This is a genomic window from Saccharothrix sp. DSM 118769 (assembly GCF_052936295.1).
On sequence record NZ_CP193627.1, the window covers coordinates 2,640,301 to 2,663,982 of the forward strand.

General features: G+C 73.6%; 25 protein-coding genes and 1 pseudogene. 9 read left to right on the forward strand and 17 right to left on the reverse strand.

Annotated elements, in window-relative coordinates:
• Positions 1–5 precede the first annotated feature (5 nt).
• From ACRAKJ_RS12230 to ACRAKJ_RS12245, 4 genes are read left to right on the forward strand one after another with little or no spacing between them, the layout of a single operon-like run.
• The gene (locus ACRAKJ_RS12230; protein WP_438921456.1) at positions 6–2,270 is read left to right on the forward strand and encodes a protein kinase domain-containing protein; all 2,265 of its coding nucleotides are present in this window, start codon (positions 6–8) and stop codon (positions 2,268–2,270) included.
• Positions 2,271–2,292: 22 nt separating this feature from the next.
• Positions 2,293–3,276 carry an AAA family ATPase gene (locus ACRAKJ_RS12235; RefSeq protein ID WP_438921455.1) on the forward strand — a complete coding sequence of 328 codons (984 nt, stop codon included), beginning with the start codon at positions 2,293–2,295 and terminating at the stop codon, positions 3,274–3,276.
• Positions 3,273–4,442 carry a DUF58 domain-containing protein gene (locus ACRAKJ_RS12240; RefSeq protein ID WP_438921454.1) on the forward strand — a complete coding sequence of 390 codons (1,170 nt, stop codon included), beginning with the start codon at positions 3,273–3,275 and terminating at the stop codon, positions 4,440–4,442. Before ACRAKJ_RS12235 ends, ACRAKJ_RS12240 begins: the two co-directional genes overlap by 4 nt.
• Positions 4,439–6,553, forward strand: a complete 2,115-nt coding sequence (locus tag ACRAKJ_RS12245) for a DUF4129 domain-containing transglutaminase family protein (protein ID WP_438921453.1) — start codon at positions 4,439–4,441, stop codon at positions 6,551–6,553. The genes ACRAKJ_RS12240 and ACRAKJ_RS12245 overlap by 4 nt, the downstream gene beginning before the upstream one ends.
• A gap of 115 nt (positions 6,554–6,668) precedes the next feature.
• Here the strand turns inward: ACRAKJ_RS12245 and ACRAKJ_RS12250 are convergent, their stop codons facing one another.
• Genes ACRAKJ_RS12250 through ACRAKJ_RS12265 form a run of 4 tightly spaced genes read right to left on the reverse strand, consistent with a single transcriptional unit; the run spans position 6,669 to position 10,619 of the window.
• The gene (locus ACRAKJ_RS12250) at positions 6,669–7,475 is read right to left on the reverse strand and encodes an ATP-binding cassette domain-containing protein (RefSeq protein WP_438921452.1); all 807 of its coding nucleotides are present in this window, start codon (positions 7,473–7,475) and stop codon (positions 6,669–6,671) included.
• Positions 7,472–8,545 (reverse strand): iron chelate uptake ABC transporter family permease subunit, encoded by a 1,074-nt coding sequence (locus ACRAKJ_RS12255; RefSeq protein ID WP_438921451.1) that lies wholly within the window; start codon positions 8,543–8,545, stop codon positions 7,472–7,474. The genes ACRAKJ_RS12250 and ACRAKJ_RS12255 overlap by 4 nt, the downstream gene beginning before the upstream one ends.
• Entirely contained in the window at positions 8,542–9,585 is a 1,044-nt protein-coding gene (locus ACRAKJ_RS12260; RefSeq protein WP_438921450.1) for an iron chelate uptake ABC transporter family permease subunit, read from the reverse strand. Before ACRAKJ_RS12260 ends, ACRAKJ_RS12255 begins: the two co-directional genes overlap by 4 nt.
• A complete protein-coding gene (locus ACRAKJ_RS12265; RefSeq protein WP_438921449.1) occupies positions 9,582–10,619 on the reverse strand; it encodes an ABC transporter substrate-binding protein in 1,038 nt (345 codons plus the stop codon). Before ACRAKJ_RS12265 ends, ACRAKJ_RS12260 begins: the two co-directional genes overlap by 4 nt.
• 358 nt (positions 10,620–10,977) lie before the next feature.
• Here ACRAKJ_RS12265 and ACRAKJ_RS12270 point away from each other — a divergent pair, with 358 nt between their 5' ends.
• Positions 10,978–11,481, forward strand: a complete 504-nt coding sequence (locus tag ACRAKJ_RS12270) for an alpha/beta fold hydrolase (protein WP_438921448.1) — start codon at positions 10,978–10,980, stop codon at positions 11,479–11,481.
• A gap of 58 nt (positions 11,482–11,539) precedes the next feature.
• On the opposite strand, the gene ACRAKJ_RS12275 is transcribed toward ACRAKJ_RS12270, so the two are convergent.
• On the reverse strand, positions 11,540–12,268 hold the full coding sequence (locus ACRAKJ_RS12275) for an alpha/beta fold hydrolase (RefSeq protein WP_438921447.1): 729 nt from the start codon (positions 12,266–12,268) through the stop codon (positions 11,540–11,542).
• 149 nt (positions 12,269–12,417) lie between these two features.
• Between ACRAKJ_RS12275 and ACRAKJ_RS12280 the strand changes: the two genes are divergently transcribed.
• The gene (locus ACRAKJ_RS12280) at positions 12,418–12,795 is read left to right on the forward strand and encodes a winged helix-turn-helix transcriptional regulator (protein WP_438921446.1); all 378 of its coding nucleotides are present in this window, start codon (positions 12,418–12,420) and stop codon (positions 12,793–12,795) included.
• Between the two features lie 63 nt (positions 12,796–12,858).
• Positions 12,859–13,491, forward strand: a complete 633-nt coding sequence (locus tag ACRAKJ_RS12285) for a DinB family protein (protein ID WP_438921445.1) — start codon at positions 12,859–12,861, stop codon at positions 13,489–13,491.
• On the opposite strand, the gene ACRAKJ_RS12290 is transcribed toward ACRAKJ_RS12285, so the two are convergent.
• Positions 13,481–14,710, reverse strand: coding sequence for an FAD-dependent monooxygenase (locus ACRAKJ_RS12290; protein ID WP_438921444.1), 1,230 nt, complete (start codon positions 14,708–14,710; stop codon positions 13,481–13,483). The genes ACRAKJ_RS12285 and ACRAKJ_RS12290 overlap by 11 nt on opposite strands.
• Before the next feature lie 163 nt (positions 14,711–14,873).
• Here ACRAKJ_RS12290 and ACRAKJ_RS12295 point away from each other — a divergent pair, with 163 nt between their 5' ends.
• The gene (locus tag ACRAKJ_RS12295; protein WP_438921443.1) at positions 14,874–15,440 is read left to right on the forward strand and encodes a dihydrofolate reductase family protein; all 567 of its coding nucleotides are present in this window, start codon (positions 14,874–14,876) and stop codon (positions 15,438–15,440) included.
• A 110-nt stretch (positions 15,441–15,550) separates the two neighbouring features.
• On the opposite strand, the gene ACRAKJ_RS12300 is transcribed toward ACRAKJ_RS12295, so the two are convergent.
• From ACRAKJ_RS12300 to ACRAKJ_RS12330, 7 genes are all read right to left on the reverse strand, one after another.
• Complete coding sequence (locus ACRAKJ_RS12300) at positions 15,551–16,045, reverse strand: YxiG-like protein (protein WP_438921442.1); 495 nt, start codon at positions 16,043–16,045, stop codon at positions 15,551–15,553.
• Positions 16,046–16,212: 167 nt separating this feature from the next.
• Positions 16,213–17,082 carry a GyrI-like domain-containing protein gene (locus ACRAKJ_RS12305; protein ID WP_438921441.1) on the reverse strand — a complete coding sequence of 290 codons (870 nt, stop codon included), beginning with the start codon at positions 17,080–17,082 and terminating at the stop codon, positions 16,213–16,215.
• 108 nt (positions 17,083–17,190) lie between these two features.
• Entirely contained in the window at positions 17,191–17,790 is a 600-nt protein-coding gene (locus ACRAKJ_RS12310; RefSeq protein WP_438921440.1) for a hypothetical protein, read from the reverse strand.
• 66 nt (positions 17,791–17,856) lie between these two features.
• Positions 17,857–18,795, reverse strand: a complete 939-nt coding sequence (locus ACRAKJ_RS12315) for an aminoglycoside phosphotransferase family protein (protein ID WP_438921439.1) — start codon at positions 18,793–18,795, stop codon at positions 17,857–17,859.
• 33 nt (positions 18,796–18,828) lie between these two features.
• Complete coding sequence (locus ACRAKJ_RS12320; protein WP_447008938.1) at positions 18,829–19,161, reverse strand: DUF6210 family protein; 333 nt, start codon at positions 19,159–19,161, stop codon at positions 18,829–18,831.
• Between the two features lie 40 nt (positions 19,162–19,201).
• Positions 19,202–20,203, reverse strand: coding sequence for a hypothetical protein (locus ACRAKJ_RS12325; protein ID WP_438921437.1), 1,002 nt, complete (start codon positions 20,201–20,203; stop codon positions 19,202–19,204).
• Between the two features lie 48 nt (positions 20,204–20,251).
• Positions 20,252–20,620: a DUF6973 domain-containing protein gene (locus ACRAKJ_RS12330; RefSeq protein WP_438921436.1), complete on the reverse strand. Its 369-nt coding sequence runs from the start codon at positions 20,618–20,620 to the stop codon at positions 20,252–20,254.
• A 15-nt stretch (positions 20,621–20,635) separates the two neighbouring features.
• On the opposite strand from ACRAKJ_RS12330, the gene ACRAKJ_RS12335 reads away from it, so the two are divergent.
• On the forward strand, positions 20,636–20,854 hold the full coding sequence (locus ACRAKJ_RS12335; RefSeq protein ID WP_447009113.1) for a hypothetical protein: 219 nt from the start codon (positions 20,636–20,638) through the stop codon (positions 20,852–20,854).
• A gap of 28 nt (positions 20,855–20,882) precedes the next feature.
• Here ACRAKJ_RS12335 and ACRAKJ_RS12340 read toward each other — a convergent pair.
• The 4 genes and pseudogenes from ACRAKJ_RS12340 to ACRAKJ_RS12355 all read right to left on the reverse strand — a co-directional run.
• Positions 20,883–21,104: pseudogene (locus ACRAKJ_RS12340) on the reverse strand (WXG100-like domain-containing protein); the annotation flags it as partial.
• Between the two features lie 386 nt (positions 21,105–21,490).
• Positions 21,491–22,009 (reverse strand): oxidoreductase, encoded by a 519-nt coding sequence (locus ACRAKJ_RS12345; protein WP_438921434.1) that lies wholly within the window; start codon positions 22,007–22,009, stop codon positions 21,491–21,493.
• The gene (locus ACRAKJ_RS12350; protein ID WP_438921433.1) at positions 22,009–22,911 is read right to left on the reverse strand and encodes a methyltransferase domain-containing protein; all 903 of its coding nucleotides are present in this window, start codon (positions 22,909–22,911) and stop codon (positions 22,009–22,011) included. The genes ACRAKJ_RS12345 and ACRAKJ_RS12350 overlap by 1 nt, the downstream gene beginning before the upstream one ends.
• A 55-nt stretch (positions 22,912–22,966) precedes the next feature.
• Positions 22,967–23,518, reverse strand: a complete 552-nt coding sequence (locus ACRAKJ_RS12355; RefSeq protein ID WP_438921432.1) for a DUF6817 domain-containing protein — start codon at positions 23,516–23,518, stop codon at positions 22,967–22,969.
• Between the last annotated feature and the right edge of the window lie 164 nt (positions 23,519–23,682).

The following is a 23,682-nucleotide window of genomic DNA, read 5'->3' on the forward strand; positions in this document are numbered from 1 at the left end:
CGAGCGTGGCAACCGTCGGAGAACTACCGGGCTACCGGGTGGTGACCGAGCCGGTGGAGATCGGCCCGTGCGCGGTCGCACACGCCCGGCGCGAGTCCGACGACACCGAGGTCACCGTCCACGTGGTCGTCGAACCGCTCGACCGGAGCGCGGTGCGCAGGTTTCGGACGGAGGCCGCCGTGCTGTCGTCGGTGCTCGGGGAGCTCAACAGCCCGCTGATCGTGCCGCTGGTCGACCACGGCCAGGACCGGGACGCGCGACCGTTCTTCGTCACCGACTCCACCGGGACCCCGCTCACCGACGAGGCCGCCCGGCGGGGACCGCTCCCCGCCGACGAGGTACGCCAGATCGTGCTCGGCACCGCTCCCGGACTGGTCGCACTGCACCGCAAGGAGGTCCTCCACCTCGGCTTGAGCCCGGCTGCCCTGCTCCGGCAGCCCAGCGGTCGAGTCCTGCTGGGCACCCCGCTGCTCCCGGTCCTGGCCGAGATCGACTCCTCCGGGAGCGAGGGCAGCGGGCACGAGCCGCCGGAGGTGCTCAACGGCGGTGACTGGACGCCCCGGGCCGAGTTGTACGCGTTCGCCTCGACGGTGTGGACGCTGCTCGCCGGCCGGCCACCGGTGACCGGTACGCGCTACGAGCGCCTCCTCCACCTGCTCAACGAGACGTCGCCGCGGCCGAGCACGGCCGGTCTTCCGCCGCGACTGGCCGACCTCCTGCTCCGGGCGCTCGCCCGTGACCCCGGTGACCGGCCGCAGTCCCTGGCGTCCTTCGCCGACGCGCTCCAGGAGGAACTGTCCCGCGTCGGGGACCCGGACCGGACCGCACCCGCCGCGCAACCGGGAGCCCTGACCAGGTCCGAGCAGGCGATGGGCACCGACTACGCGCTGCTGTCCGTGCTGGGCTCGGGCAGCGCCGGCCACGTGTGGCGCGCCCGCCGCATCAGCGACGGGCGCGAGGTCGCGGTCAAGGTGCTGAACCCGGAGTCCGCTACCGACGCGACCAGCCGCACCCGCCTGGTGCGCGAGCACGCGACGCTGTGCGGGTTGACCCACCCGCACCTGGTGAAGGTGCTCGACATCGTGATCGACCGCGGTCGGGCGGCGATCGTCATGGACTTCGTGCCGGGGCAGGACCTGCGGGAACTGCTCGACGCGGGGAAGATCGACCGCGCTGAGGGCGTGCGGCTGCTGGCGGAGGTGGCCTCGGGGCTCGCCCACCTGCACGCCCAGCGGATCGTGCACCGCGACGTGAAGCCGGCCAACATCCTGGTGCGCGCGACCGGTGACCGCCGCACCGCCCTGCTCACCGACTTCGGGCTCGTCAAGGTGCTCGGCGACGCGGACCTCACGCGGGTGGGCCAGGTGCTCGGGACGCCGGCCTACCTCGCCCCGGAACTCGTGCACTCGGCCGAACCCACGCTCGAGGCCGACGTGTACGCGCTGGGCGTGACGGTCTACGAGGTGTTGGCCGGCCGACGCCTGTTCACCGGTACCAGCGACGAGGTGCTGCACCGCCACCGGCACGAGCGGCCCACCCGTCCGTCCGGGCTGTCGGACGACGCGTGGCGGTTCCTGGCCGCCTGCCTCGCCAAGGCGCCTCGGGAACGCCCGACGGCGGCGGAGGCGTCCGAGGTCCTGCACGACCTCGTGCGCGACCTCGCGCTCACCCCACCGGAGCCGTTCGCGTCGAGCGGCGGAGGAACACCGGGTGGTGATGTCCTGGCGCCGGCACCCCTGATCGGCACCCCGCACTTCGGGCCGCTCGTCGAAGCGAGTTCGGTGGCGACGATGACGAGCGCCCGTCCTCCCTCACCGGAACCACCTGTCGAGCCCCCCGCGCCGCGGTTCGAACGCCGCACACTGCTCGTCGCCCTCGCGGCGGTGGTCCTGGCGGGTTCCGTGACCGGCGGACTCCTCGCGTGGTCGTCGATACCCGACGACCCGGTAGGGGAAGCGCCCCCGACGACCTCGACCCCCACCGGGCCTCCCTCCGGCCAAGCGGGGTCCCTGGTCTACCGACTCCCGGTCACGCTCGGTCCCGCCCCCGACGGCGGGACGACGATCACGTGGTCCACCGACGCCGCCGAACTGCCCGGCCTGGACCGCTTCGTGGTCATGCAGGGCGGTGTGCTGCGCGCGGAGGTACCCAGCAGCACCACCACCTACCTGGACCCCGCACCGCTGTCCACCGGGTGCTACTTCGTCGTGGCGCTCGGCGTGACCGAACCGGCGCCCGATCCCGCACCGAAGTCCGCCTGCCCCAACTGACACCCACGACGAGGAACACAAGTTGACGACTCACACCCCCCTGCGCTCCGACGACGCGGCCACCAGGTTCCGCTCCGTGCACGACGCGGTCCTCACCGAGGTCGAGCGGGTGATCAAGGGCAAGGCGGCGGCGGTGCGCCTGGCGCTGGCGTGCGTCTTCGGCGGTGGTCACCTGCTGATCGAGGACGTGCCCGGCACCGGCAAGACGTCCCTGGCCAAGGCGCTCGCCACGGCCACCTCCGGCAGCTGGCAGCGCATCCAGTTCACCCCGGACCTGCTGCCCGGCGACATCACCGGCGTGTCGGTTTGGGACCAACGCGAACAGGAGTTCAAGTACCGGCCGGGACCGGTGTTCGCCAACGTGGTGCTCGCCGACGAGATCAACCGCGCCAGCCCCAAGACGCAGTCCGCGCTGCTGGAGGTGATGGAGGAGGGGCAGGTGACGGTGGACGGCGTCGGGCACCCCGTGCCCAGCCCGTTCCTGGTCGTGGCGACGCAGAACCCCATCGACCTGGAGGGCACCTACCAGCTGCCGGAGGCGCAGTTGGACCGCTTCCTGATGCGCATCTCGCTCGGTCACCCCGACCTCGACGTGGAGACGGCACTGCTGATCGGCCGTGCCGGGTCACCGCCCCCGGCGGCGCGACCGGTCACCTCGCTCGACGAGGTTGCCCGGATGCGCGCGGCGGCGGCCTCTGTCCACACCGCGCCCGAAATCGCCCGCTACATCGCGCTGATCGCCCTCGCTACCCGCGAGCACCAAGCCCTCCGCCTCGGCCTGAGCTCGCGCGGCAGCATCGGGTTGCTGCGGGCCGCCCAGGCGTACGCGCTCGGCGTCGGGCGCTCGTTCGTCGTGCCGGACGACGTGCGGGCGGTGGCGCTCCCCGTGGTGGCGCACCGGTTGGCGCTGACCGCGCAGGCGCAGGTCCGCGGTGCCACGGCGGCGAGCGTGCTGCACGACGTGCTCGCCGCCGTGCCCGCGCCCAACCCGGTGGTGCCCGCGTGAGGCGTCGTTCCCCGTTCACCGCCGTGGGGTGGTGGGTGCTGCTCGGCTCGTGCGTCCTGCTGGTCGTGGGCGTGTCGCTCGGCTTCACGACGCTCGTGTCGTTGGCGGCGGCGGGAGGTGCGCTGCTGGTGCTCTCGGGCGCCACGGTGGTCGTGCGCCCCGCCGCGCGCCTGGAGCGGGAAGTCCTGTCGCGGCGCGTGTCGGTCGACCAGCCCGCGCTGGGCCGGCTGGTCGTCCGCAACCCGGGACGGATGACCGTGCCGGACCTGCTCGTCGTGGACCGGGTGGGCGGTCACCCCGTGGAGATCGCGGTCGGTCCGGTGCGCCCGGGCGGTCGCAGGGCCGTGCCCTATTCGCTGCCCACCGGTCGACGCGGTCGCCTGGTGGTCGGACCGCTGCTGGTGGGGCGGCGCGACCCGCTGGGCCTGTTCCACCGCACGCAGCCGCAGGGCGGTACGGACGTGCTGTGGGTCCACCCGCGCGTGCACCCCGCCAGGCAGGTGCCGGTCGGGACCGTGCCGGACTACGAGGGACGTGCCGAAGCCTCCAAGGCGGGGGCGACCGCGTTCGCGTCCCTGCGCGACTACGCACCCGGTGACGACCCCCGCCGCATCCACTGGCGGTCGACCGCGAGGACCGGTCGGCTGGTCGTGCGCGACTCCGTGGACACGATGGAACCCACTGCGACGGTGGTCCTCGACACCCGTGCGGGGGTGTTCGACGCGGCTGCGTTCGAGCACGCGGTCGAGGTCGCGGCCTCGGTGGTGCAAGCCGCCGCCGACACGGGACGGACGATCGGCCTGCGCGTGGTGAGCGAGGACCTCGACGGTTCGACGTCCTCCGAGGCGATGTCGATGCTCGACCGACTGGCCGTGGCCGACCTGAGCCCGGACGACGATCCGCTCAGGTTGCTGGTGGAGGTCGACCGGGCGCAGTCGGGAGGAGCGCTGGTGGTGGTCACCGGCGTCGAGGACGAGTTGGCGACCATCGCGCTCGCCGAGCGCCGCAGGCGGTTCGCGCCGATCGTGGTGTTGCGGGTCGTGCCGCAGCACCGCGGTGAGGTGCTTCCCCACGGGCGGCGCGGGATGTCGGTGCTCGGGGGGCGCACGGCGGGGGAAGTCGTCACCGCGTGGAACCACCTGGTGCTGAACGGGGTGGGCCGATGACGACCGCCGCGCTGGTCGGTCGGGTGGTGTCGGCCGCGGCCCTGAGCGCACTGGCCGCGTGGTCGTTCCGCCCGGTGTTCGACGCGGGGGCCGGACTCGCCGTTCTGTCGGCGGTGACGATCCCCGTCGTCGTCGCGGCGGTGTGGGAGCTGGTGTCGTCGCAGGTGCTGCGACGTCCCGGCGGAAGCCTCGCCTCGGTGCTCGGCGTGCTCTGGGTCCTCGTCGCGGTGGCCGCTGTCACCCGTCCCGGTGGCGACGTGCTGTCCGGACCCTTCCGCCTGCTCACCGGCGTGCTGCCGATGGAGGCCGCAGCGCCGCAACTCGCCGCGGTCGCCCTGGTCGCGGGTCTCGCGTCGGTGGTGGCCGTGAACCTGGCGACGCGCCCGACCGGCGCCCTGCTGCCGGTGGTCCCGGCCCTGGTGTGCCTGGGGGCCGGACTGTCGCTGAGCGCCGGAGCCGGTGCCCCGCCCGCTTGGTACGTGCCGGTGTTCGTCGGCTTGAGCACCCTGCCGGCACTGGTGGGTCCTGCTGTCGTCACGCGTGCCCGCCCGGTCAAGGGCGCGGTCGTGGTGCTGGCGGCCGTGGCCGCGGGCTTGGCGTTCGTCCAGTGGGGGCCGCAGCCGTCCCGGCCCCCGGCGAGTGCGCAGGACCTGGTGTCGGCACCCGTGCGGGCCAGGGAGGGGACCAACCCCATGGCGCAGTTCCTCGCGTTGCGCGAAGGCCGCCTGCTGCTGGAGGTCACCGGCACGGCGTCCGGTCCCGTCGACCGCATCGGCATGGTCACGCTGACGGACTTCGACGGCAGGGCCTGGTCACCGGACGCCGACTACCGGCGTGCCGCGCACCAGCTGCCCGCGCCGACCGGGGCAACCGCTTCGCGCCGGGAGGTGACCCTGGACCTGCGCGTCGCCACACCGGACAGCATCGGCTGGCTTCCCCGGCCCGGCTGGCCCACCAGCGTCAGCGTGTCCGGCCTGGGTTTCGACGAGGGCACCGGCGACCTCGCCGTGCCGGCCGGTGAGCGGACACCGAGCCAATACCGGATCACCGCGGGCGAACCCGTCGTGCCACCGGAGGTCCTGCGCGCCGACCGGCCCGCGAGAGGCCCCGGACGGTCAGGGCCTGCGCTCTCGCCCGAGGTGCTGGCGTTCCTCGACAAGATCACCACCAGTCATACCACCGACCTGGACCGGCTCCTCGGGCTCGCGGAAACCTTGAAGAACTTCCCGTTCCAGCACGACGGTTCCGACGAGGCACCGGGGGGCAACGGGCTCCACCAGGTGTACGCGTTGTTGCGCGGTCACCAGGGGACGAGTGAGCAGTACGCGTCCGCTTTCGCCGTGCTGTGCCGCGAACTCGGCTGGGACGCGCGCGTCGTGCTCGGCTTCACACCGCAGTGGGACGGTGACCGGCTGCGGATCAGCGGACGGGACGTCCACGCCTGGGCGGAGGTCAGGTTTGAACGGGCGGGGTGGCTGCCGGTCGACCCGACTCCGCGGCAGGACGTGGACGGGAAGCAACCTCCCGCGGAGCCGGACGAGTCGCCTGGCGAAGTGGATTCCGGGTTGCCCCCGCCCCACCAGCCGCAACCGGCGCCGGACCCGGACACGTCATCGGCCGACGACCCGGGGGTAGTACCGGACGACTCGTCGCAGGCGGGACCGCTGCTGGTGCTGCTCGGTGCGACGGTGGTGCTCCTCCTCCTGCTGTCGCTCCCCGTGGCCAACGCCGTCAGGATGCGTCGGGCGTCGAGGCGGGGCAGTGCCCGCAGCAGGGTCGTGGCGGCGTGGCGGGAGTCGGTGGCCGTGTTGAGGGCCGGCGGCGCGGACGTCCACGAACACCAGACCACGGGCCAGGTCGTAGGCGCGGTAGCCGACCACCACCGACCCGCCCTGTGGTCGCTGGCCGAACTGGTCGACCGCGCCGCGTTCGGTCCGGACCAGGTCAGCGACGAGATGGCCGCCGCCGCCGCGTTGCTCAGCGTCCGCGTCCGCGACCAGGTCGGGCTGAACGCCGGCCGTCGTCTGCTGCGTCGGTTCGACCCGCGTCCGCTGTTGCCGCGACGCCCTTCGGCCGAGTACGCGGACATCACCGGTCGGCGAGCCCCGTGACGCGCACCGGCCGAGCCGGCGATCGAACCCGGTGCGCCGCGGGAACGGTGTCCGCGGCATCTCGCCGGAGCGCTCGTCCCGACTCCTGCCCGCCGGACCCGTTGGCCCAGCCGGCTCAGTCGGTGAGGGTGTGGTGCTTGCCCATCGGCAGCATGAGCGGCTTGCCGGAGACCGGGTCGACGATGATGCGGCAGTCCAGCCCGAAGGTGGCGCGCACGCCGTCCACCGTGAGGACCTCCTCGGCGGTGCCCGCCGCGTGCAGGCCGCCGTCGGCGAGGGCGATCAGGTGGTCCGCGTAGCGCGCCGCCAGGTTGAGGTCGTGCAGCACCATGACGATGGTCGTGCCGCGCTGCCGGTTGAGGTCGGTCAGCAGGTCGAGGACCTCGATCTGGTGGCTCACGTCCAGGAACGTGGTGGGCTCGTCCAGCAGCAGCAGGTCGGTCTGCTGGGCGAGCACCATCGCGATCCAGACGCGCTGGCGCTGACCGCCGGACAGCTCGTCGACGGCGCGGTCGGCCAGGGCCGCCGTCGAGGTCGCGTCCAGGGCCGCCGCCACGGCCGCGTCGTCCTCCTTGCTCCAGCGCGACAGGATGCCCTGGTGCGGGTGCCGGCCGCGGCCGACCAGCTCGGCGACCGTGATGCCCTCGGGGGCCAGCGGCGACTGGGGGAGCAGGCCCATGGTGCGGGCGAGTTCCTTGGCGGGCGTGCGGTGGACGAGCTTGCCGTCGAGCAGCACCCGGCCCGACTTCGGCGCGAGCAGCCGGGACATCGAGCGCAGCAGCGTCGACTTGCCGCACGCGTTCGCGCCGACGATCACCGTGATCTCGCCGGGCGGCACCACGAGGTCCAGCGACGTGATGACCGCGCGGTCGCCGTAGCCGATGGTCAGCTCCTCCACCGCGAGGGTGTGGGTGGCGGTCACAGCGAGCCTCCGGCGCGGTTGGTGCGGATGATGAGGTAGATCAGGTACGGCGCCCCGAGCACGCCGGTGACGACGCCGACGGGGTACCGCGCGCCCAGCAGGAACTGGCCGCTGAAGTCGCCCACGAGCACCAGCAGCGCGCCGACCAGGGCCGCCGGGAGCATCAGCGACCCGCTCGGCCCGACCAGCCTGGCGGCGATCGGCCCGGACAGGAACGCGACGAAGGCGATCGGCCCGGTGGCCGCCGTGGCGAACGAGACCAGCCCGACCGCGCAGACGATCACGACGACCCGGGTGACGTCCAGGCGCACGCCGAGCGCGGAGGCGGCGTCGTCGCCGAGCTGCATGGCGGCGAGCCGGCGGGTCTGGGCGAGCAGCAGCGGGCCGAGGACGAGCACGGCGCACAGGACCGGCACGACGTCGGACCACGCGGCGCCGTTGAGGCTGCCGGTGAGCCAGCGCAGCGCCTGCTGGAGGTCCCACTGGCCGGCGCCGCTGAGCACCCAGTTGATCGCGCTGTCGAGCACCGCGGCGATGCCGATGCCGATCAGGATCAGCCGGGTGCCCGCGACCCCGTCCCGGTAGGACAGCAGGTAGATGAGCAGCGCGACGCCGAGCCCCGCGACGATGGCGGCCACCTCGACGGCGGCCCCGGACAGCGAGAGCGTGACGATCGCGAACGCGGCGGCGGCGCTGGCGCCCGCGCTGACGCCGATGACGTCCGGGCTGGCCAGCGGGTTGCGCAGCATGGTCTGGAAGGTCACGCCGCCGAGGCCGAAGGCGAGCCCGACGAGCGCGGCCAGCACCGTGCGCGGCAGCCGCAGGCGGCCGACCGTGAACGAGGCGCCCGGCACCTGCTCCCCGAGGACGACGGCGAGCACGTCGCCGGGCGGGTAGAACCGCTGGCCGACCATGAGCGACACCGCCATGGCCACCAGGACGAGCGTGGCGAGCACCGCGACCACGACGCGGCGGCGACGGGCCTGGCGGGTCCTCGTCCGGACCACGAGGTCGACGGTCGAGGGGACGGCGGCCGGGGGAGTGGCGGTGGGGGTGGGTGTGGCGTTCACAGCGCGCGGACCTTCTGCCGGCGGACGATCCAGATGAAGAACGGCGCCCCGACGAGCGCGGTGATGATGCCGACGTCGATCTCCTCCGGGCGGGTCACGACGCGGCCGACGACGTCGGCGAAGGTGAGCAGCACCGCGCCGCCCAGGGCGGAGAAGGGCAGCAGCCAGCGGTGGTCGACGCCGATCAGCAGCCTGCACAGGTGCGGCACGACCAGGCCGACGAACCCGATGGGGCCCGCCGCCGCGGTCGCCGCGCCGCACAGCACGACCGCGCCGAACGAGGCGCCGAGGCGGATGAGCGCGACCCGTTCGCCGAGGCCGGCGGCCAGGTCGTCGCCGAGCGCCAGGGAGTTGAGGCCGCGCGCGGAGAGCGCGCACACGACCGCGCCGACGACGAGGAACGGCAGCACCTGCGTGATCCGGTCGAACGAGGCGCCGCCGACGCCGCCGACCTGCCAGGACCGGAAGGTGGCCGCGATGTCGGCGCGCGCCAGCACGACCGCGCTGATCAGCGAGACCAGGGCGGCCGAGGTGACCGCGCCGGCGAGGGCGAGCTTGAGCGGGGTGGGCCCGCCGCGACCGAGGGAGCCGACGGCGTAGACGAACACCGCGGCCGCACCCGCGCCGAGGATGGCGACCCAGACGTGGGAGGTGGCGTCGGACAGCCCGAACGAGACCATGCCGGTCACGACGGCCAGCGAGGCACCCGTGTTCACGCCGAGGATGCCGGGGTCGGCCAGCGGGTTGCGGGTGACGCCCTGCATGACCGCCCCGGCCAGGCCGAGCGCCGCGCCGACGAGCGCGGCGAGCAGGGTGCGGGGGACGCGCTGCGCGACGGCGGCCCGGGGGAGGGTGTCGTCCAGGCCGCGCACGCCCGCGAGGACGTCGGACGCGGAGACGTCGCGCGCGCCGAGGACCACCGAGGCGACCGCGGCCGCGAGGAGGGCGGCGACGACCAGCAGCAGCCAGGAGACCCGAACGCGCCCCGGGTGCCGCGCGGTGGCGGCACCCGGGGTCGTCCGGTCGGTCGTCGTGGTCACTTGACCTTGTCGGCGGCGGCGGCGAGCCGGCTCGCGTACTCGTCGAGCACCCACGACACCGACATGGGCGTCGGGTTGGCCGCGGTGCCCGCCGGGCCGGAGCCGGACAGCATCACGACCGAGCCGTTGGCCACCGCGCGCATCTTGGACAGCAGCGGGTTGGCGGCCAGGGCGCGGCCCACCTCCTCGTCGCCGTACCCGACGACGATGTCCACGTCGTCGAACGCGTCGATCTGCTCGGTGCTCTGCCGCAGCGAGAACTTGTCGGTGGCCGCGGACGCCTGGGCGATGCTGCCGGGCACGGTCAGGCCGAGGTCCTCGAAGAACATCGCGCGGGTGTCGTGCGTGGTGTAGAAGCCGATCTGGCTCAGGTCGGTGGTGTCGAAGTGCGTCATGAACATCGTCGACTTGCCCTTGAGCTGCGGGTACTTCGCCTTGACGTCGTCGATCTGCTTCTCGATGTCGGAGATGAGCTCGTCGCCGTCGGCGGACCGGCCGATGGCCTTGCTGCTCAGCTTGATGCTGTCGCGCCACGGGGTGGCCCACGCCGTCTTCGGGTAGGCGACCACGGGGGCGATCGCGCTCAGCGTGGTGTAGTCCTCCTGCGTGAGGCCGGAGTACGGGGCGAGGATGACGTCGGGCTTGGTGTCGGCCACCGCCTCGAAGTCGATGCCGTCGGTCTCGTCGAACAGCACCGGCGTGGGGGCGTTGAGCTCCTTGAGCTTCTCGGACACCCACGGCAGCAGGCCGTCGGTGTCGTCGTCGCCGAAGTTGGCCTTGGCCATCCCGACCGGCACGATGCCCAGCGCGAGCGGCACCTCGTGGTTGGCCCAGGCGACGGTGGCGATCCGCTCGGGCTTCTCGGGGATGGTGGTCGACCCGAGCGCGTGCTCGACCGTGACCGGGAACGAGTCCCCGGCGGCGGACGGGGCGGGGGCGTCACCGCCGTCGTTCCCGCCGGTGGACGAGCAGGCTCCGAGGAGCAGCACGGCGACGGACGCGACGGCCCCGACCCGCAGGCGGCGTGAGCGCACGGGACAAACCCCTTTCATCGAGGCAAGGCACCGGTGCCGGTGCCGCACACGGAGCGCCTCATCGGCGACGGGACCCGGTTCGGCATCCCGAAGTGTGTTTAGCCTGGCCTAACCTAACTGTCGGGTGATCGGCCCGGAAGGTCCGCCCACTGTGATCTGGGACCCTGTCGTCGCCGGCGTCCCCTGACGCGGACCCCGGCGACGACAGCACGGACACCCGCGGCCACCGGTACGAGCGCGACCCCTTCGCCAGGGGCGTGGAACCGGAGTGGCCCGCGCCGTGACGGCGGGCAGGGCCGCGTCCCTTGCCGCGGCGACCCTTGTTGCGGCGGCCCTGGCAGCGGCGGTCCTCGCTACGGTGGCGCATGTCCTCGTTGCGCGCCAACGGCGTCGACCTCCATATGAAGACCTTCGGCCGCGACAGCGACCCGCTCGTGCTGCTGGCCGGCGGCACCACGATCCGAGGCCCGAGTGGGGCGACCGGGAGGCGGTCGCCGCGCACGCCGCCGCCCGGGCCGCGCTGCTCGGCGACGACCCGGAGCAGGCGCGCGCGACCGCCGCGCGGATCTGGGACCGCACACCGTCGAGCGCCCCTCCGGTGCACGCGGCGAACCAGCTCGGCATGGTGTTCGCCCGGCTCGACTGCACGCCCCGGTGGCGCGAGCGGCTCGGCGACCTGACCGTGCCGACGCTCGTCGTGCACGGCCGCGCGGACCTGTTCTTCCCGGTCGGCAACGGCGAGGTGCTCGCCGCCCTGATCCCCGACGCGCGGCTGCTCGTCCTCGACGGCATGGCCACGGCCCTCCCCGCCGCCGCGGCCGACGAGGTCGCCGCGGCGATGCTCGCCCTGCCGGACCGCTGACCCCGGACCGCCGGCCCCGGAGTACCGGCCCGGGAGCGCCGGCCCGGGAGCGCCGGGATCAGTCGGCGAGTTCGAGCAGCAGTGCGCTGAGCCGGTCCGGCACGGTGATCATGCAGTCGTGGCCGGTCCGCAGCTCCCGCACCCGCGCCGGGGAACCGTTGGGCTGCACGGCCGGGACGGGCCGCCGGGTGATGCCCTCGGGCACCGCGCCGACGCAGTGGACGTGCGTGCGCGGGATCGCCGCCGCGGCCGGGTTGTCCAACCGGACCGGTTGCCGGAGGCAGAGCACGGGCTGGTCCGAGAGCGTCCCGCGCAGCCAGGCCACGTCCGCCGGGTCGGTGACCCCGAACAGGCCGTGCGGCGGCGGCAGCTCGGGCAGCGGCGGGATGCGCCAGTCGTCGCCGGACCGGGCGGCCAGGTCGATGAGGCCCTGCGTCATGGGCTGGACGTCGACCGCGGTCTCACCGTGCTCGGGGACCATCGCGTCGAGGTAGACCAGGTGCGCGATCCGGTCCGGGACCTCGTTGGCGGCGGAGGAGACGACCAGCCCCGCGTAGCTGTGCCCCACCAGGACGACGTCGGAGAGGTCCTCGTCGAGGACCAGCGCGACGACGTCGGCGACGTGCGTGTCGAGCCCCACCTCGGGGCCGAGCAGGTGTGCCTTGTCGCCGAAGCCGGTCAGCGACGGCGCGAGCACCCGGTGCCCGGCCGACTCCAGCAGCGGCGCCACGCGCTCCCAGCACCGACCGTCGTGCCAGGCGCCGTGCACCAACAGGAATGTCGACATGGTGGTGGTGATCCTCCGGTTCGGGGGTGCGGGAAGGCTGGTTACCATTGGTGACCCGGTACCGTTCGGGAACCACGATCATGGTGGCCGTCCGACGTGTTTTCCGGCAATAAGGCACATTCCGGTGCCCCGGTTCCCTGGAGGTAACCGTGACCACGACAGGTGACGAACCGCGGTCGGGCGACGAGTGCCGGACCCGCGTCGTGCTCGACATCGTCGGCGACAAGTGGTCGCTCCTGGTCGTGCGCACCCTCAGGCACGGGCCGCGCCGCTTCACCGAGCTGAAGCGGGACGTCGACGGGATCAGTCAGCGCATGCTCACCGTCACGCTGCGGAGCCTGGAACGCGACGGCATCCTGACGCGCACCGTCCACAACGTCATGCCGCCCCACGTCAGCTACGAACTGACCCCGATGGGCCGCACCCTCCGCGAGGCCACCGCCCCCCTCCTGGAGTGGAGCGTCGCGCACCTGGCCCACATCGACGCCGCCCGCGCCGCCTACGACGCCCGCCCGGACCCGAGCTGACCCCGTCCCGCCGATGTGCGCTGCCTCGTCGCCTTGTCGGTGGTCGCCGCTAGCGTGGGTCGCATGCCGCTCACCGGTCTGGCCGTCGACCTGCACCGCTACCTGCAAGAGGCCCGCGACAACCTGCTGAGGTCGCTCGACGGCCTGGACGAGTACGACATCCGCCGGCCGGTCACGCCGACCGGCACGAACCTGCTCGGCCTGGTCAAGCACGTGACCGGCGTCGAGGCGGGCTACCTGTGCGAGTCGGTGGGCAGACCCGCGCCCGTGCGGCTGCCCTGGGTCGAGGACGACTCGGTGTGGGACAACGCGGACATGTGGGCGACGGCCGACCAGAGCCGCGAGTACATCATCGGCCTGTACGAGGAAGTCCGGCGGCACTCCGACCGATCACTCGCGGAACTCCCGCTCGACGCACCCGCCGAGGTCGCGTGGTGGTCCGAGGAGAAACGCCGGACGACCTTCGGGTCACTGCTCGTCCGAGTGGTCGCCGAGACCGCCCAGCACGCGGGGCACGCCGACATCGTGCGGGAGGTGATCGACGGCGGCGCGGGCAAGGACCGCGCCGACGTCGGCGACGCGGAGTGGTGGACGACCTACGTCGCCAAGGTCCAGCACGCCGCCGACGCCCACCGCACCGACCGACCACAGGACCGACACCGGTCCGCCGGTCCCGGGCGGTGGCCTACGACGTGACCGAGGAGGTGACCGGTGCCCCGGCCGTGGCCCCGGAGTCGGGCACCCCGGCGTAGTCGGGCAGTTCGACGCCGTTGATCGCGCGCCCGATCAGCTCGGTGAACCACTCGCCGGTGAAATCGGGGCTCGGTCCGGCGTCCGGTCCGGGGACGTCGCGGCTGCGGGCGTTGAGCCGGCCGATCTCCTGGTTCGCCTCGACGAACGAACGCATCCGCGCCTCGTAGCGGGCGAACCCGGCGTCGGGGTCCCACCCGGCGGCGGCCAGCTCACCGGCCAGCAGGTAGGCGCCGACCAGGGCGAGCCCGGTGCCCTGCCCGGACAACGGCGACGAGCTGAACGCCGCGTCCCCGAGCAGCCCCACCCGTCCGCTCGACCAGCGGTCCATGACCACCTGGGCGAGCTGGTCGAGGTAGAAGTCCGGGGTGTCGTCCAGGTGCGCGAGGACGTCCTGGGTCAACCAACCCAGACCGGCCATCCGCTCACGCAGCAGGCGCTTCTGCGCCGCGACGTCACGGTGGTCGACGTCGAAGTCGGCCGAGGCGAAGCAGAACACCGCCATCGCCCGGGTGGGGTCCCCGACGGGCCGCAGGAGGGCGGAGCGCCCGGACTCCCGGTCCTGGTGCTCGAACACCCAGCGGTCCAGCCCGAACTCGTTGGGCACGGTGTAGAAGGCCAGCACGTGCCCGAGGTGGCGCAGGAACCGCTCAGGCGGCCCGAAGACCGTCGCCCGCAGCGAAGAGTGCAGCCCGTCTGCCCCGATCACCAGGTCGAAGCGCCGCCGGTCCCCGCCCGCGAAGACCACGTCGACCCCGTCCGCGTCCTGGGCGAGTTCGGTGATCCGGTCGCCGAAGACGTACTCGACGCCGTCGCGGGTGTCGTCGTAGAGCAACCGGGACAGGTCCCCGCGCAGGATCTCGATGTCCGCGATGGCCCCGTCGCCACCGTCGTCGTCGGCGCGGAAGGTCTCCAGCACCTTCCCGTCCGCGTCCACGGTGTACGCGCCGGCGGTGTCGGTGCACGCCGCGCGCACCGCCGCGTCCAGCCCCATGCGCTCGATGACCTCCTTGGCCACCCCGCGCGCGTCCACCGCCTGCCCACCGGGGCGCAACCCGGGTGCCCGCTCCACCACGGTCACCTCGGCACCCCGCCGACGCAACCAGTGGGCCAGCGCGGGCCCCGCGATGCTCGCCCCCGCCACCAACACCCTGACACCGCTCACCGCGCCCCCCAGTCCACGCACTTGAACCTCGGTCCGAATCCTACGGTGATCCACGGCCGCAGCCGGTGGTTCACCGGCGATCCCGGCCCACCGCCCGGGGTGCGGGTGTCGAGTCGGCGTGGCGGCGCGGTGGGTTCCGCGCGCTCCGGCAGTCTGTACCGCTATGGGAACGCTGACCTACGGCATGAACATCTCGGTGGACGGCTACACCGTCGACGCGAACGGCGACCTCGGCTGGGGCACGCCGGACGAGGAGCTGCACCGGTACTGGAACGACCGGACCGGCGAGATCGCGCTGTCGCTGTACGGGCGCAAGCTCTACGAGCTGATGTCGGCCCACTGGCCGACCGCCGGCCAGGCACCCGACGTGTCCCCGGTGGAGGCCGAGTACGCGCGGCTGTGGGTCGCGATGCCGAAAGTGGTGTTCTCGCAGACCTTGGACTCGGTCGAGTGGAACTCCAGGCTGGAACGGGGTGACGTGGTCGAGACCGCCAGGAAGCTCAAGGCCGAGACCGACGGCCTGATGGAGGTGGGCGGTGCCACGCTCGCCGCGCCCCTGGTCCAAGCCGGTCTCGTGGACGAGTTCCACGTGGTGGTCATGCCGGTCGTGATCGGCGGCGGCACACCGTTCTTCCCGGCGTTGGAGAGGTGGTCGCGGCTGGAACTGGTGGAGAGCCGCACCTTCGCGACGGGCGCGGTCCTCCTGCGCTACAAGTCCGTCCGCGACTAGCGGACGACGGCGACCAGGAACCCCACAGGCTCCCCCTGCCGAAACACCCGCACATGCCGCTCCCGGCGTGCGCACGGGTGTCCGTCGGCCGCGAACGTACCGTCTCGTGCCTATGTCGCCGGGGTGTCGTCCTCCACCACGGTGAAGGGCGAGTGGCCCGGCTCGACGCGGTCGACCACCAGGTCGGAGAAGACGAGGGACAGGGTGTGGGCGTTGGCCTCGATCACCGCCTCGTGGAAGGGGAGGCCCAGCCGGTCGGACCACGCCCCGGTCTCCGCGGTGCCGGGCAGCAGCTTGGCCCCGGGGTAGAGGACCTGCCACCGGACGCCCCAGACGTACCCCTCGGGCCCGCCGTCCTGTTCGATGTCGAGCAGCCGGTCGTCCAGCGACCGGCTCCAGAGTTGCGGGGGCAGCGTCGTGGTCGTCGTCGCGCGGACGCAGTGCTTGAAGCGGTAGCGCAGGTGGGCCGGCGGGATTCCCGTCCGGGGATCGGCGGACACCTGGACGAAGACGTCGTAGTCGCGCATGTGGTCGGCGAAGCCGTGGAAGAGCAGCGCGTGGTCGAAGATGTCGTCGAAAGCCTGATGGATCTGGTGGACGTCCACGGGTGCATCATCCCGCCCGACCGCACCGGACGCCCTGTCGTGCCGCGGAGCGGGTGCGCCGACGCGGTGGTTCGGGTCCCGGCGCCGACGCGGGCGTTCGGGTCCCGGCACCGACCCGTCCCCGCCGGGTGGCGGCAGGACGGGCCGGTGCCGGGTCCGCGGTGCGGTCAGGCCGGTTCGACGGGCAGCCACAGCTCGCAGGTCGCGGTGCTGAAGTCGTCGGCGCGGTCGAGGACGGTCACGATCGACGGGCCCGGCCGCAGCCGCCAGGGGTTCGAGGGGAACCACTCGGTCGCGGTCGCGGCCCAGGTCGCCTGCAACGCCTGCGGGTACGGTCCGGCGGTGCGGAAGACCGCCCACCTGCCCGCGGGCACCTCGATGCGGTGGAGGTCGTCGGGGACCGGGGTGCCCGGCGTGACGGCGACCCCGTGCAGGTAGGTCAGCTCGCTGCCCTCGGTGGCGTCGGGGTCGACGTCGTCGCTGACCTGGAGCAGGCCCGTCGGTTCGGTGTCGCCGAGGGACTTGAGCCGGAGGTGCTCCTCGGGCGGCAGTGCGGTGATGTGCCGCTGGATGTGCGGGTTGACGCCGTGGTGGACGAGCGGCACGCGGGTGGCGTGCCCGACGAGCCGGAACGCGGGGCGGTCGACGACGCGGGTGTCCATGGGGGTGCTCCCTTCGACGGTCAGGCGGAACCTGAGTTGTGGTTGTGCGCGAAGGGGGCCTCCGTCTCGGCGGACGTCACCGGGGTTGGCGCCGTGGACCGCGCGGAACGCGCGTCCGAACGCCTCGGTCGAGCCGTACCCGTACCGGACGGCGATGCCCAGCAGGTCGTGCTCGCGCCGGACGACGTCGGCCGAGGCGACTGTCATGCGGCGCCGGCGCACGTACTCCGACAGCGGCATGCCCGCCAGTGACGAGAACATCCGGCGCAGGTGGTACCCGGTCGTGCCGAACGCCCTGGCCACCCCGTCGACGTCGATCCCCTGGTCCAGCTGTTCCTCGACGAGGGTGACGAGCCGGTTGAGTGCCGAGATCACGAGTGCCTCCTTCCGGTACCAACCCTGGCCGAACGCACCCCTGCCGCACCCGACCGCGGCGAACCGGTCCGATCATCTCCACGTTCGACCGGTGGGGACGACGGCGCGCTAGTGGTTCGCCGGCGTGTACTCCAGCCGTCCGCCGGCGGGCAGCAGGTACCCGCTCCAGCGCTGTTCGGGCAGCGTTCCGCCGAGTTCGGCCGCGGTGGTGTTGTCGACCTCGAAGCCGACCAGGCCGAGCCGGAAGTCGACGTGGCGGAACACCTCGTTCGCCACCCCGACCAGCCACGTGTCCAGCGAGGTCCGCCAGGCTAGCGACTGCGGTCCGCTGTCCGGCCCGAACGGGAAGCCGCCGATGCGCCGGTCCAACCGGGCCAGCGCGCTGAGCGGGAGGTACAACGTCAGCCAGTCCTCGGCGTCCTCGACGCGGGTCGAGAAGCCGCCGCAGACCGAGCCGCCCAGCGGTGACCGCACGACGCCGAGCAGGTGGCCGAACTCGTCGAGGGCCGCCACGGTGACGGGCACCTCGTCCTGGTCGGCCGGTTCCCGGTCCCTGTCGGCGCAGCAGCCGGTGACGCCCGCCGCCCGCCACAACGCGGTCAGCGCGCGCTGGAGGCGTTCGTCGTCGTGGTCGCCGACCTCCAGCGACAGTTCGTAGAAGCCACCGGTCCAGTTCTCCGCGTCGGTGAACGCCATGGGATCACTCACCACCGCAGTATTCCGAACGACGCGGCGCCCGTCGCGCGCTTTCCGCCCGCGGGGGAAGGCCCCGTCCTACTTCGAGGACGCTGCCCCGTCCTGCCAGGGTTCGGTGGCCCGCCACGTCTCCAGCGACGACGACAACCCGTCGACCAGCAGCGGGAGCTGCGGGACCATCGCCACGCAGGCGACCACCTGGAGGTCGCGCAAGCGCTCCATGGCGCGCAGCACGCCGGTGTCGACCGTGCGCAGGCCGAGGTCGGCCGCGGCGGCGTCGTAGGCGGCGATCGCCTCCTCGCCGGTGTGCGCGAGGTCCCACTCGACCGGGGCGACGCCGACGTGCTCGTAGTCGGAGTACAGCACGGTGTCGGCGGTCTCGATCAGGTTGTAGAACGGGGCGTCTCCGTGGACCACCTGGACGGGGACACCGGGGAACATCCGCGCGAAAGCGGCGGGTGACGAGATGGCGGGGGAGAGGACGGCCCACTCGGCGCGGGCGCGGGCCAGGTCGGCGGCGGGCAGCAGGTCCTCGCGGCCCTCCAGGTCGTCGAAGGCGAGGTCGACGTACCCCTGCATGCCCGGGAAGAAGCCGGTCTCGCCCGGGTACTCGGCCAGGACCGAGTGCAGGCGGGCGACGGCGGGCATGCGCCTCACCGCGTCGTAGTCGTTGGGGAGCACGCCCTCGACCTTCTCCCAGAAGGTCATCGCGAACCCGTCGTGCTCGACGGGCTCCGCCGGCACGAGTCCACTCGGCACGACGGTCGGCTCGCCGCGCGACGCCATCCACCTCGACACGGCCAGCTCCGTGCGCTGGAACCCCGCCGAGCCCGTGCCGCGCGGGGTCACCACCGGCACGCGGGCGACGACCGGTGACGGCGCGAGGTCCACCACCACGGAGAAGACGTCGTACACGACCTCCGCCCCGGACGCGTCCAACCCCAGTGCCGTCGCGGCGGCGACAGCGGCGTCGCGGGCGCGCTGCGAGCGGGCGGCGCGTTCTTCATCGGTGATCATGGACGCCACCCTAGGCCAGGCCGGCGTGGGCCCTCAGTCGGAGTTGGACCACACCAGCACCCCGGGACCGTCCGGCGTGAGCACCGGGACCCACGCCTCGTCGGCCTCGCTCATCCGGCTCCCGTCCAGCAGGAGGGGATGCGGTTCCTCGTCGTGCCCCGTCGCACGCCCGGTAGGGGATGTCGGCGAGGATCGCGGCCACCCGGTCCCGTTCGTCGTCCTGCCACGAGTGGTTCCCCACGCCCGCGCCACCGGAGTCCTGTGACGGCAGTCTTCCGGAGCACCGTCCCCGCGCCCAACGATTTCACCCCGCACGGACGGCGGACCGAGGCGTCCGCGCGCCGACGTGCGTCCGCGAGCGAGCACGCGCCCGTGTCGACACCGACGACGTTCGTCGACGAGCGGCTCACCCGGCGAGGGGGTCCCAGTGCTCGGCGTACCGCAGCAGCGACCGGGCCAGGTCGGGGTGGGCAGCCGCCCAGGCCGTGTCGAACAGGTACCACTGCTGGTACCCGAACGCTTCGTCGCAGTGCACGGCGAGCTGGACGAGGTGGTCCCCGACCCGCAGCAGGGAGTCCTGGGGCCGCCGGCCGCGGACGTACTCGGCCGCCTCGACCAGCTCCACGGCGATCAGGTGGGCGGCGGGGTGCTCGTCCGGCAGGCCGGGCCAGGGCTCGGGTTCGGCGACGGAGTTGAAGCCCGGCCAGCGGTTGCAGCGGTCGAGGGCGGGACCGAGGGTGTCCTCGTCGGGCGCGATGAGCGCGCGCAGCACCATCAGCTCGGGCGGCCACGGCGCACCGGCGACATCCGCCGCGCGCAGGTGGCGGGCGAGTTCGGGCAGTGCGACGCCGGGGAAGGCCGGCGGTCGGGAGCGGGCCATGCTCTCGCCGTCGTAGAAGGTGAGGAACACCGCGTACGTGGTGGCACCACCCCCGCCGGGCGGGCCGGTGGGCGTCGTCGGAACGCCGGGGTCGAACGGCCCCGACCGGTCGGCGCGGTCCGGCAGCGGCCACTCCTCGTGCAGCAGGTAGGCCAGGCGGTCCGGAGCGGCTTCCACGACGTCGTCGTGGAAGAAGAAGCAGGCCAGCTCCACCTCGTCGTCGTCGGTCCGCACCCGCAGGCCGTGCTCGTCGAGGCGGATGTCGTCGTCACCCTCGACGTAGAGGTGCTCGTGCAACAGCACCCGCAGCTCCGCGTCGTCCTCGGGCCGCGGCAGACCCAGTTCTCGCGCCGCGCGGAAGACCGAGTCCAGGTCGTGGACGTCCGCGCCCAACTCGTCCCGGACCCACCCCTCCGGGTCCGCGCACCCCCACCCCCGCCGGAACCAGGCGAGCACCGTCTCGTCCGGCAACCGCCGCACCACCTTGCCCAGTGGCCCTTCGCAGTGCGACCGGTACACGAAGTACATGACCGGACCGTACGACACCCCACCGACGAGAACCGCCCGGTCCCGCCGTCACGGCCGGAAGTCGTAGTCGCTCGGCACCAGCCGGTCGTTGTCGTCGATCACCACGAGCCGGCCGTCGCGCACCGCCTGCTGCACGAGCCGGTTGTGCAGGTCCATCGCCTCGCGGAGCTGGTCGGCCGGTCCGGGGTCCGGGACTCCCTCGTGGGGGGTGGTGAGCTGCGCGGCCCGCTCCTCGCCGAGCGAGGAGGTCAGCTGGGCGTTCCAGAACGCGTGCCGGAACGCGTCCCGGTGGTTGTCCAGCTCGCCCGGCCTGCCGACGCCCCGGAAGACGTTCTCCTCCTTCGCGCCGCTGTCGGCAGCCTCGTACGCCTGGTACGCCTGGGCGAACTCCCACGGCCACAGGTCGTTGAAGTACACCCCCACTCCTCCGCGGTGAAGACCTTGCCGAAGCGGGTCACCACGCCGTCCGGGCCGTCGCGGACCTGGTACCTCGCGAGCAGCTCCTCGTGGGACGGCGGGGCGGCCAGCCCGCCCAGCGCGACGTACGCCGGTTCGTTCGCCTCGACCGTCGTGCGGATGTCGGTCTTGGCGCCGGCCAGTTCGGTGGCGTACGCCCGCCGCCCGCCGCCCGCTGCCGCACCCGGTCGGTGAGATCGGCCATCCCGGCGCCGGTCCGGGCGAGCCGGTCGGTGAGGTCCGCGCCCACGTCGTCGGTCCAGGCGGCCGATATCGCGCCGGCGGACCCGGTGGTCGCCTCGTGGGTGCCGCGCACGGAGTCGGCGAGACCGGTCAGCGCGGTCGCGAGCCCGAGGGCGGCCTCCTCGCTGTCGACCGGCCACAGGTCGGGGTCGCGGGCCCGGACCTTCGCCCACAGCTCGCCCGTCGGCGGTGCCTGGGCCACGGCTGCCCCAGCCCCTCGAACGCGGCGCCGCCGGCCCGGTCCCCGGCGAGGTAGGCCTCGACGCTGCTCGCGCCCGCCGTCGCGGAGTGTGCAGCGAGGCGACGCTCAGCACGACCTGCTGGACGGTGCCCGGCGCGCCCGGCCCGTACACGCCCGTGAACGCCTGTCCCATCGGCCCGCCGCCGAGCTGCCCCTCCGCGCCGGCGAGTTGCCCCTGAGCGCTCGCCCACGCGTTCCGGAAGCCCTCCGCGGCAGTCGCCGGCGCCGACACCGCGTCCGAGGTCGAGGTCGGCTCCATGTCCACGAATTCGTAACCCGTGCCGGACACTGTCCGCCGCGCGCGGCGGCACGGTCGGGAACCGGCAGCAAGATGCCACCCGCGGGGGTCAGGCCGGGGACCGGTACCAACGGCGGTGGACGAGCGGTTCGACGGCCAGCACGCCGGTCGCGGCCGTGATCGCGACCGCCCAGGCGAGCGGGTCGGCCGACCCCGCCACCACCCACGCCACGGCGCCGAGCACGACCGCTGGCCGCACCAGGGTGAACGGACCGAGGCCGATCAGCATCATGAACGTGCTCTCGCGCATCGGCAGCAGCCAGTACCCCAGCAGCGAGGCCACCACGAGCACCGCGAACGGCACCAGGACCCGGAGCATGCGCGTGCCCGCCCGGACCAGTTCGTCGTAGCGGGCACCGGGGTCCGCCGAGACGACCAGGGTCGCCGCGACCGGCAGTGCCACGAGCCCGAGGGCGGTCGCCCCCACCACGAGCCCCCGCCGCGCCGCCGACAGGTAGTAGGAGCGCTTGTCGATCCGGCCGTTGCGGCCGGTCGCGGCGCGGAAACCCGCGAAACCCGCGTCGACCAGCGCGAGCACTCCGAGCACGAGCGGGACCACCGCGGCCATCAGTTCGCGACCAGCCGCCGGGCGCGGCGCCCCAGGGCCCGGCGGAAGTCGTCCACCAGCGCCGGTCGCAGGCCGACGACCGGTCTCATCGCCGCGCAGAACGGGTTGGTGTGCCTGAACGGCTCGAACAGGAACGCGTCCATCCCGTCCGCGGCCGCGGCGGCGGAGAGCAGCACCGCGTCACCGTGGGCGCGCCGCGCGGACGCGACGCCGTCGTGGCGGCCCAGCGGCTCCCGCATCCTGGCGCGGTGGTACAGCCAGGCCCCCGACGGGGCCAGCGGGGTCGCGGCGATGTCGTAGTGGACGAACGCCAACGCGCCCGCGCGGTCCTGCGCGCGGAAGAACCCGGGCAGCCGGTCGGCCGCGAAGTGGTGCAGCACCCCGCTCGACAGGTAGACGGCGGCCCCGCCGGGCAGCGCGAACGCGTCCGCGCGGAGGAAGGTGCACGGGAGCCCCTCGTCCTCGGCCAGCCGGGTCGCCTCGGCCACGAGGGCGTGGTTGAAGTCCACGCCCACCAGCTCGACGTCCGCCCCCAGCACCCCGGAAGCGGCCAGGCTCCGCACCACGAACCCCAGGCCGCACCCGACGTCCACCACCCGCAAGCGGCTCCCGGTCGCCCGGACGGCGGCGAGCACCGGCACCAGCAGCTCGGCGAACCGCCGCGCCATGTGCAGCTCCTCGTTGAGCCGCTGCAGCTCGGTGTGCACGCGGACCAGGAGCCGGTCCACCGCGACGGGGTCCAGGAACTCGCCCGTCACGGGCATCCGCCGCACGATCCGCGCGGCCCGCCGGTCCCCGGCCGCGTGCAGCCGGGCGACCACCTCCGCGCGGCGGACCGGGACGCGTTCACCCGTCCGCGCGTCCCAGTCCACCACCAGGTCGGAGATCTCCAGCACGGCCATGATCGGACTGTAGCGACCCGCGCCGGCCCACCCGTCCACCGGCGGTCCGGGGCACCTACCCCGCGGTCGCGGTGCCGAAGTCCAGGACCCGCTCGGCCTCGGCCGTGACCCGGGCGGAGGCGATCCGCGCCCAGGAGGCGAACAGCGACCGGAAGCGGTCGCCGTACTTCTGCGCCACCGCCGGGTCCTGCTCGACCACGTCCAGCTCGTTGACGATGCTCAGGTCGACGAACGGGCGCAGCCGGTCGACGTCCAGGCGCTCGCTGCCGCCCGTGAAGCGGTTGTGGACCTCACCGGTGTCGGCCAGCCGCGGCCAGGTGAGGTCGCGGTCGCACGCGCCGTACAGGTGGACCAACCCCTCCGCCGTCTCGCCGACGAGGTCCCGCAGCGTGGTGCGGTCGGCGGGGTCGAGCAGCGCGACGTCGAAACCGTCCGTGCCGTACACCGCGTGCGCCAAGCCGGCCAACCGCACGTCGACGCCCAACCCCAGGCCGCCGAGGCGGTCGTGGACGCGGCACAGGTGGGTGTAGAGCGTGCCACCCGGGTGGTCGACGGCCTCGGCCCCGTGCTGGCGCAGCCATGCGCGCACGTCCTGCTCGGCACTCATGGCCCGACCGTAGACCCGCCGATCCCCGGCGGTGGACCCCGCCGGGCGGTGCGGTTCGCCACAGCCGGTCACCGGCCGGGCCGCTTCCGCGGGTCGTGCGCGACGAGCGGGGGTGCGCCGTCCGCCGTCCGGCCGCACCCGCGCCAACCCGCCCAAGGCACCCC

Excerpts from the sequence above, each read along its gene's own strand:
- ACRAKJ_RS12245 (WP_438921453.1), top strand. The coding sequence starts at position 4,439 with ATGACGACCGCCGCGCTGGTCGGTCGGGTGGTGTCGGCCGCGGCCCTG.
- ACRAKJ_RS12275 (WP_438921447.1), bottom strand. The coding sequence starts at position 12,268 with ATGTCGACATTCCTGTTGGTGCACGGCGCCTGGCACGACGGTCGGTGC.
- ACRAKJ_RS12285 (WP_438921445.1), top strand. The coding sequence starts at position 12,859 with ATGCCGCTCACCGGTCTGGCCGTCGACCTGCACCGCTACCTGCAAGAG.
- ACRAKJ_RS12295 (WP_438921443.1), top strand. The coding sequence starts at position 14,874 with ATGGGAACGCTGACCTACGGCATGAACATCTCGGTGGACGGCTACACC.
- ACRAKJ_RS12315 (WP_438921439.1), bottom strand. The coding sequence starts at position 18,795 with ATGATCACCGATGAAGAACGCGCCGCCCGCTCGCAGCGCGCCCGCGAC.
- ACRAKJ_RS12325 (WP_438921437.1), bottom strand. The coding sequence starts at position 20,203 with ATGTACTTCGTGTACCGGTCGCACTGCGAAGGGCCACTGGGCAAGGTG.
- ACRAKJ_RS12345 (WP_438921434.1), bottom strand. The coding sequence starts at position 22,009 with ATGGCCGCGGTGGTCCCGCTCGTGCTCGGAGTGCTCGCGCTGGTCGAC.
- ACRAKJ_RS12350 (WP_438921433.1), bottom strand. The coding sequence starts at position 22,911 with ATGGCCGTGCTGGAGATCTCCGACCTGGTGGTGGACTGGGACGCGCGG.
- ACRAKJ_RS12355 (WP_438921432.1), bottom strand. The coding sequence starts at position 23,518 with ATGAGTGCCGAGCAGGACGTGCGCGCATGGCTGCGCCAGCACGGGGCC.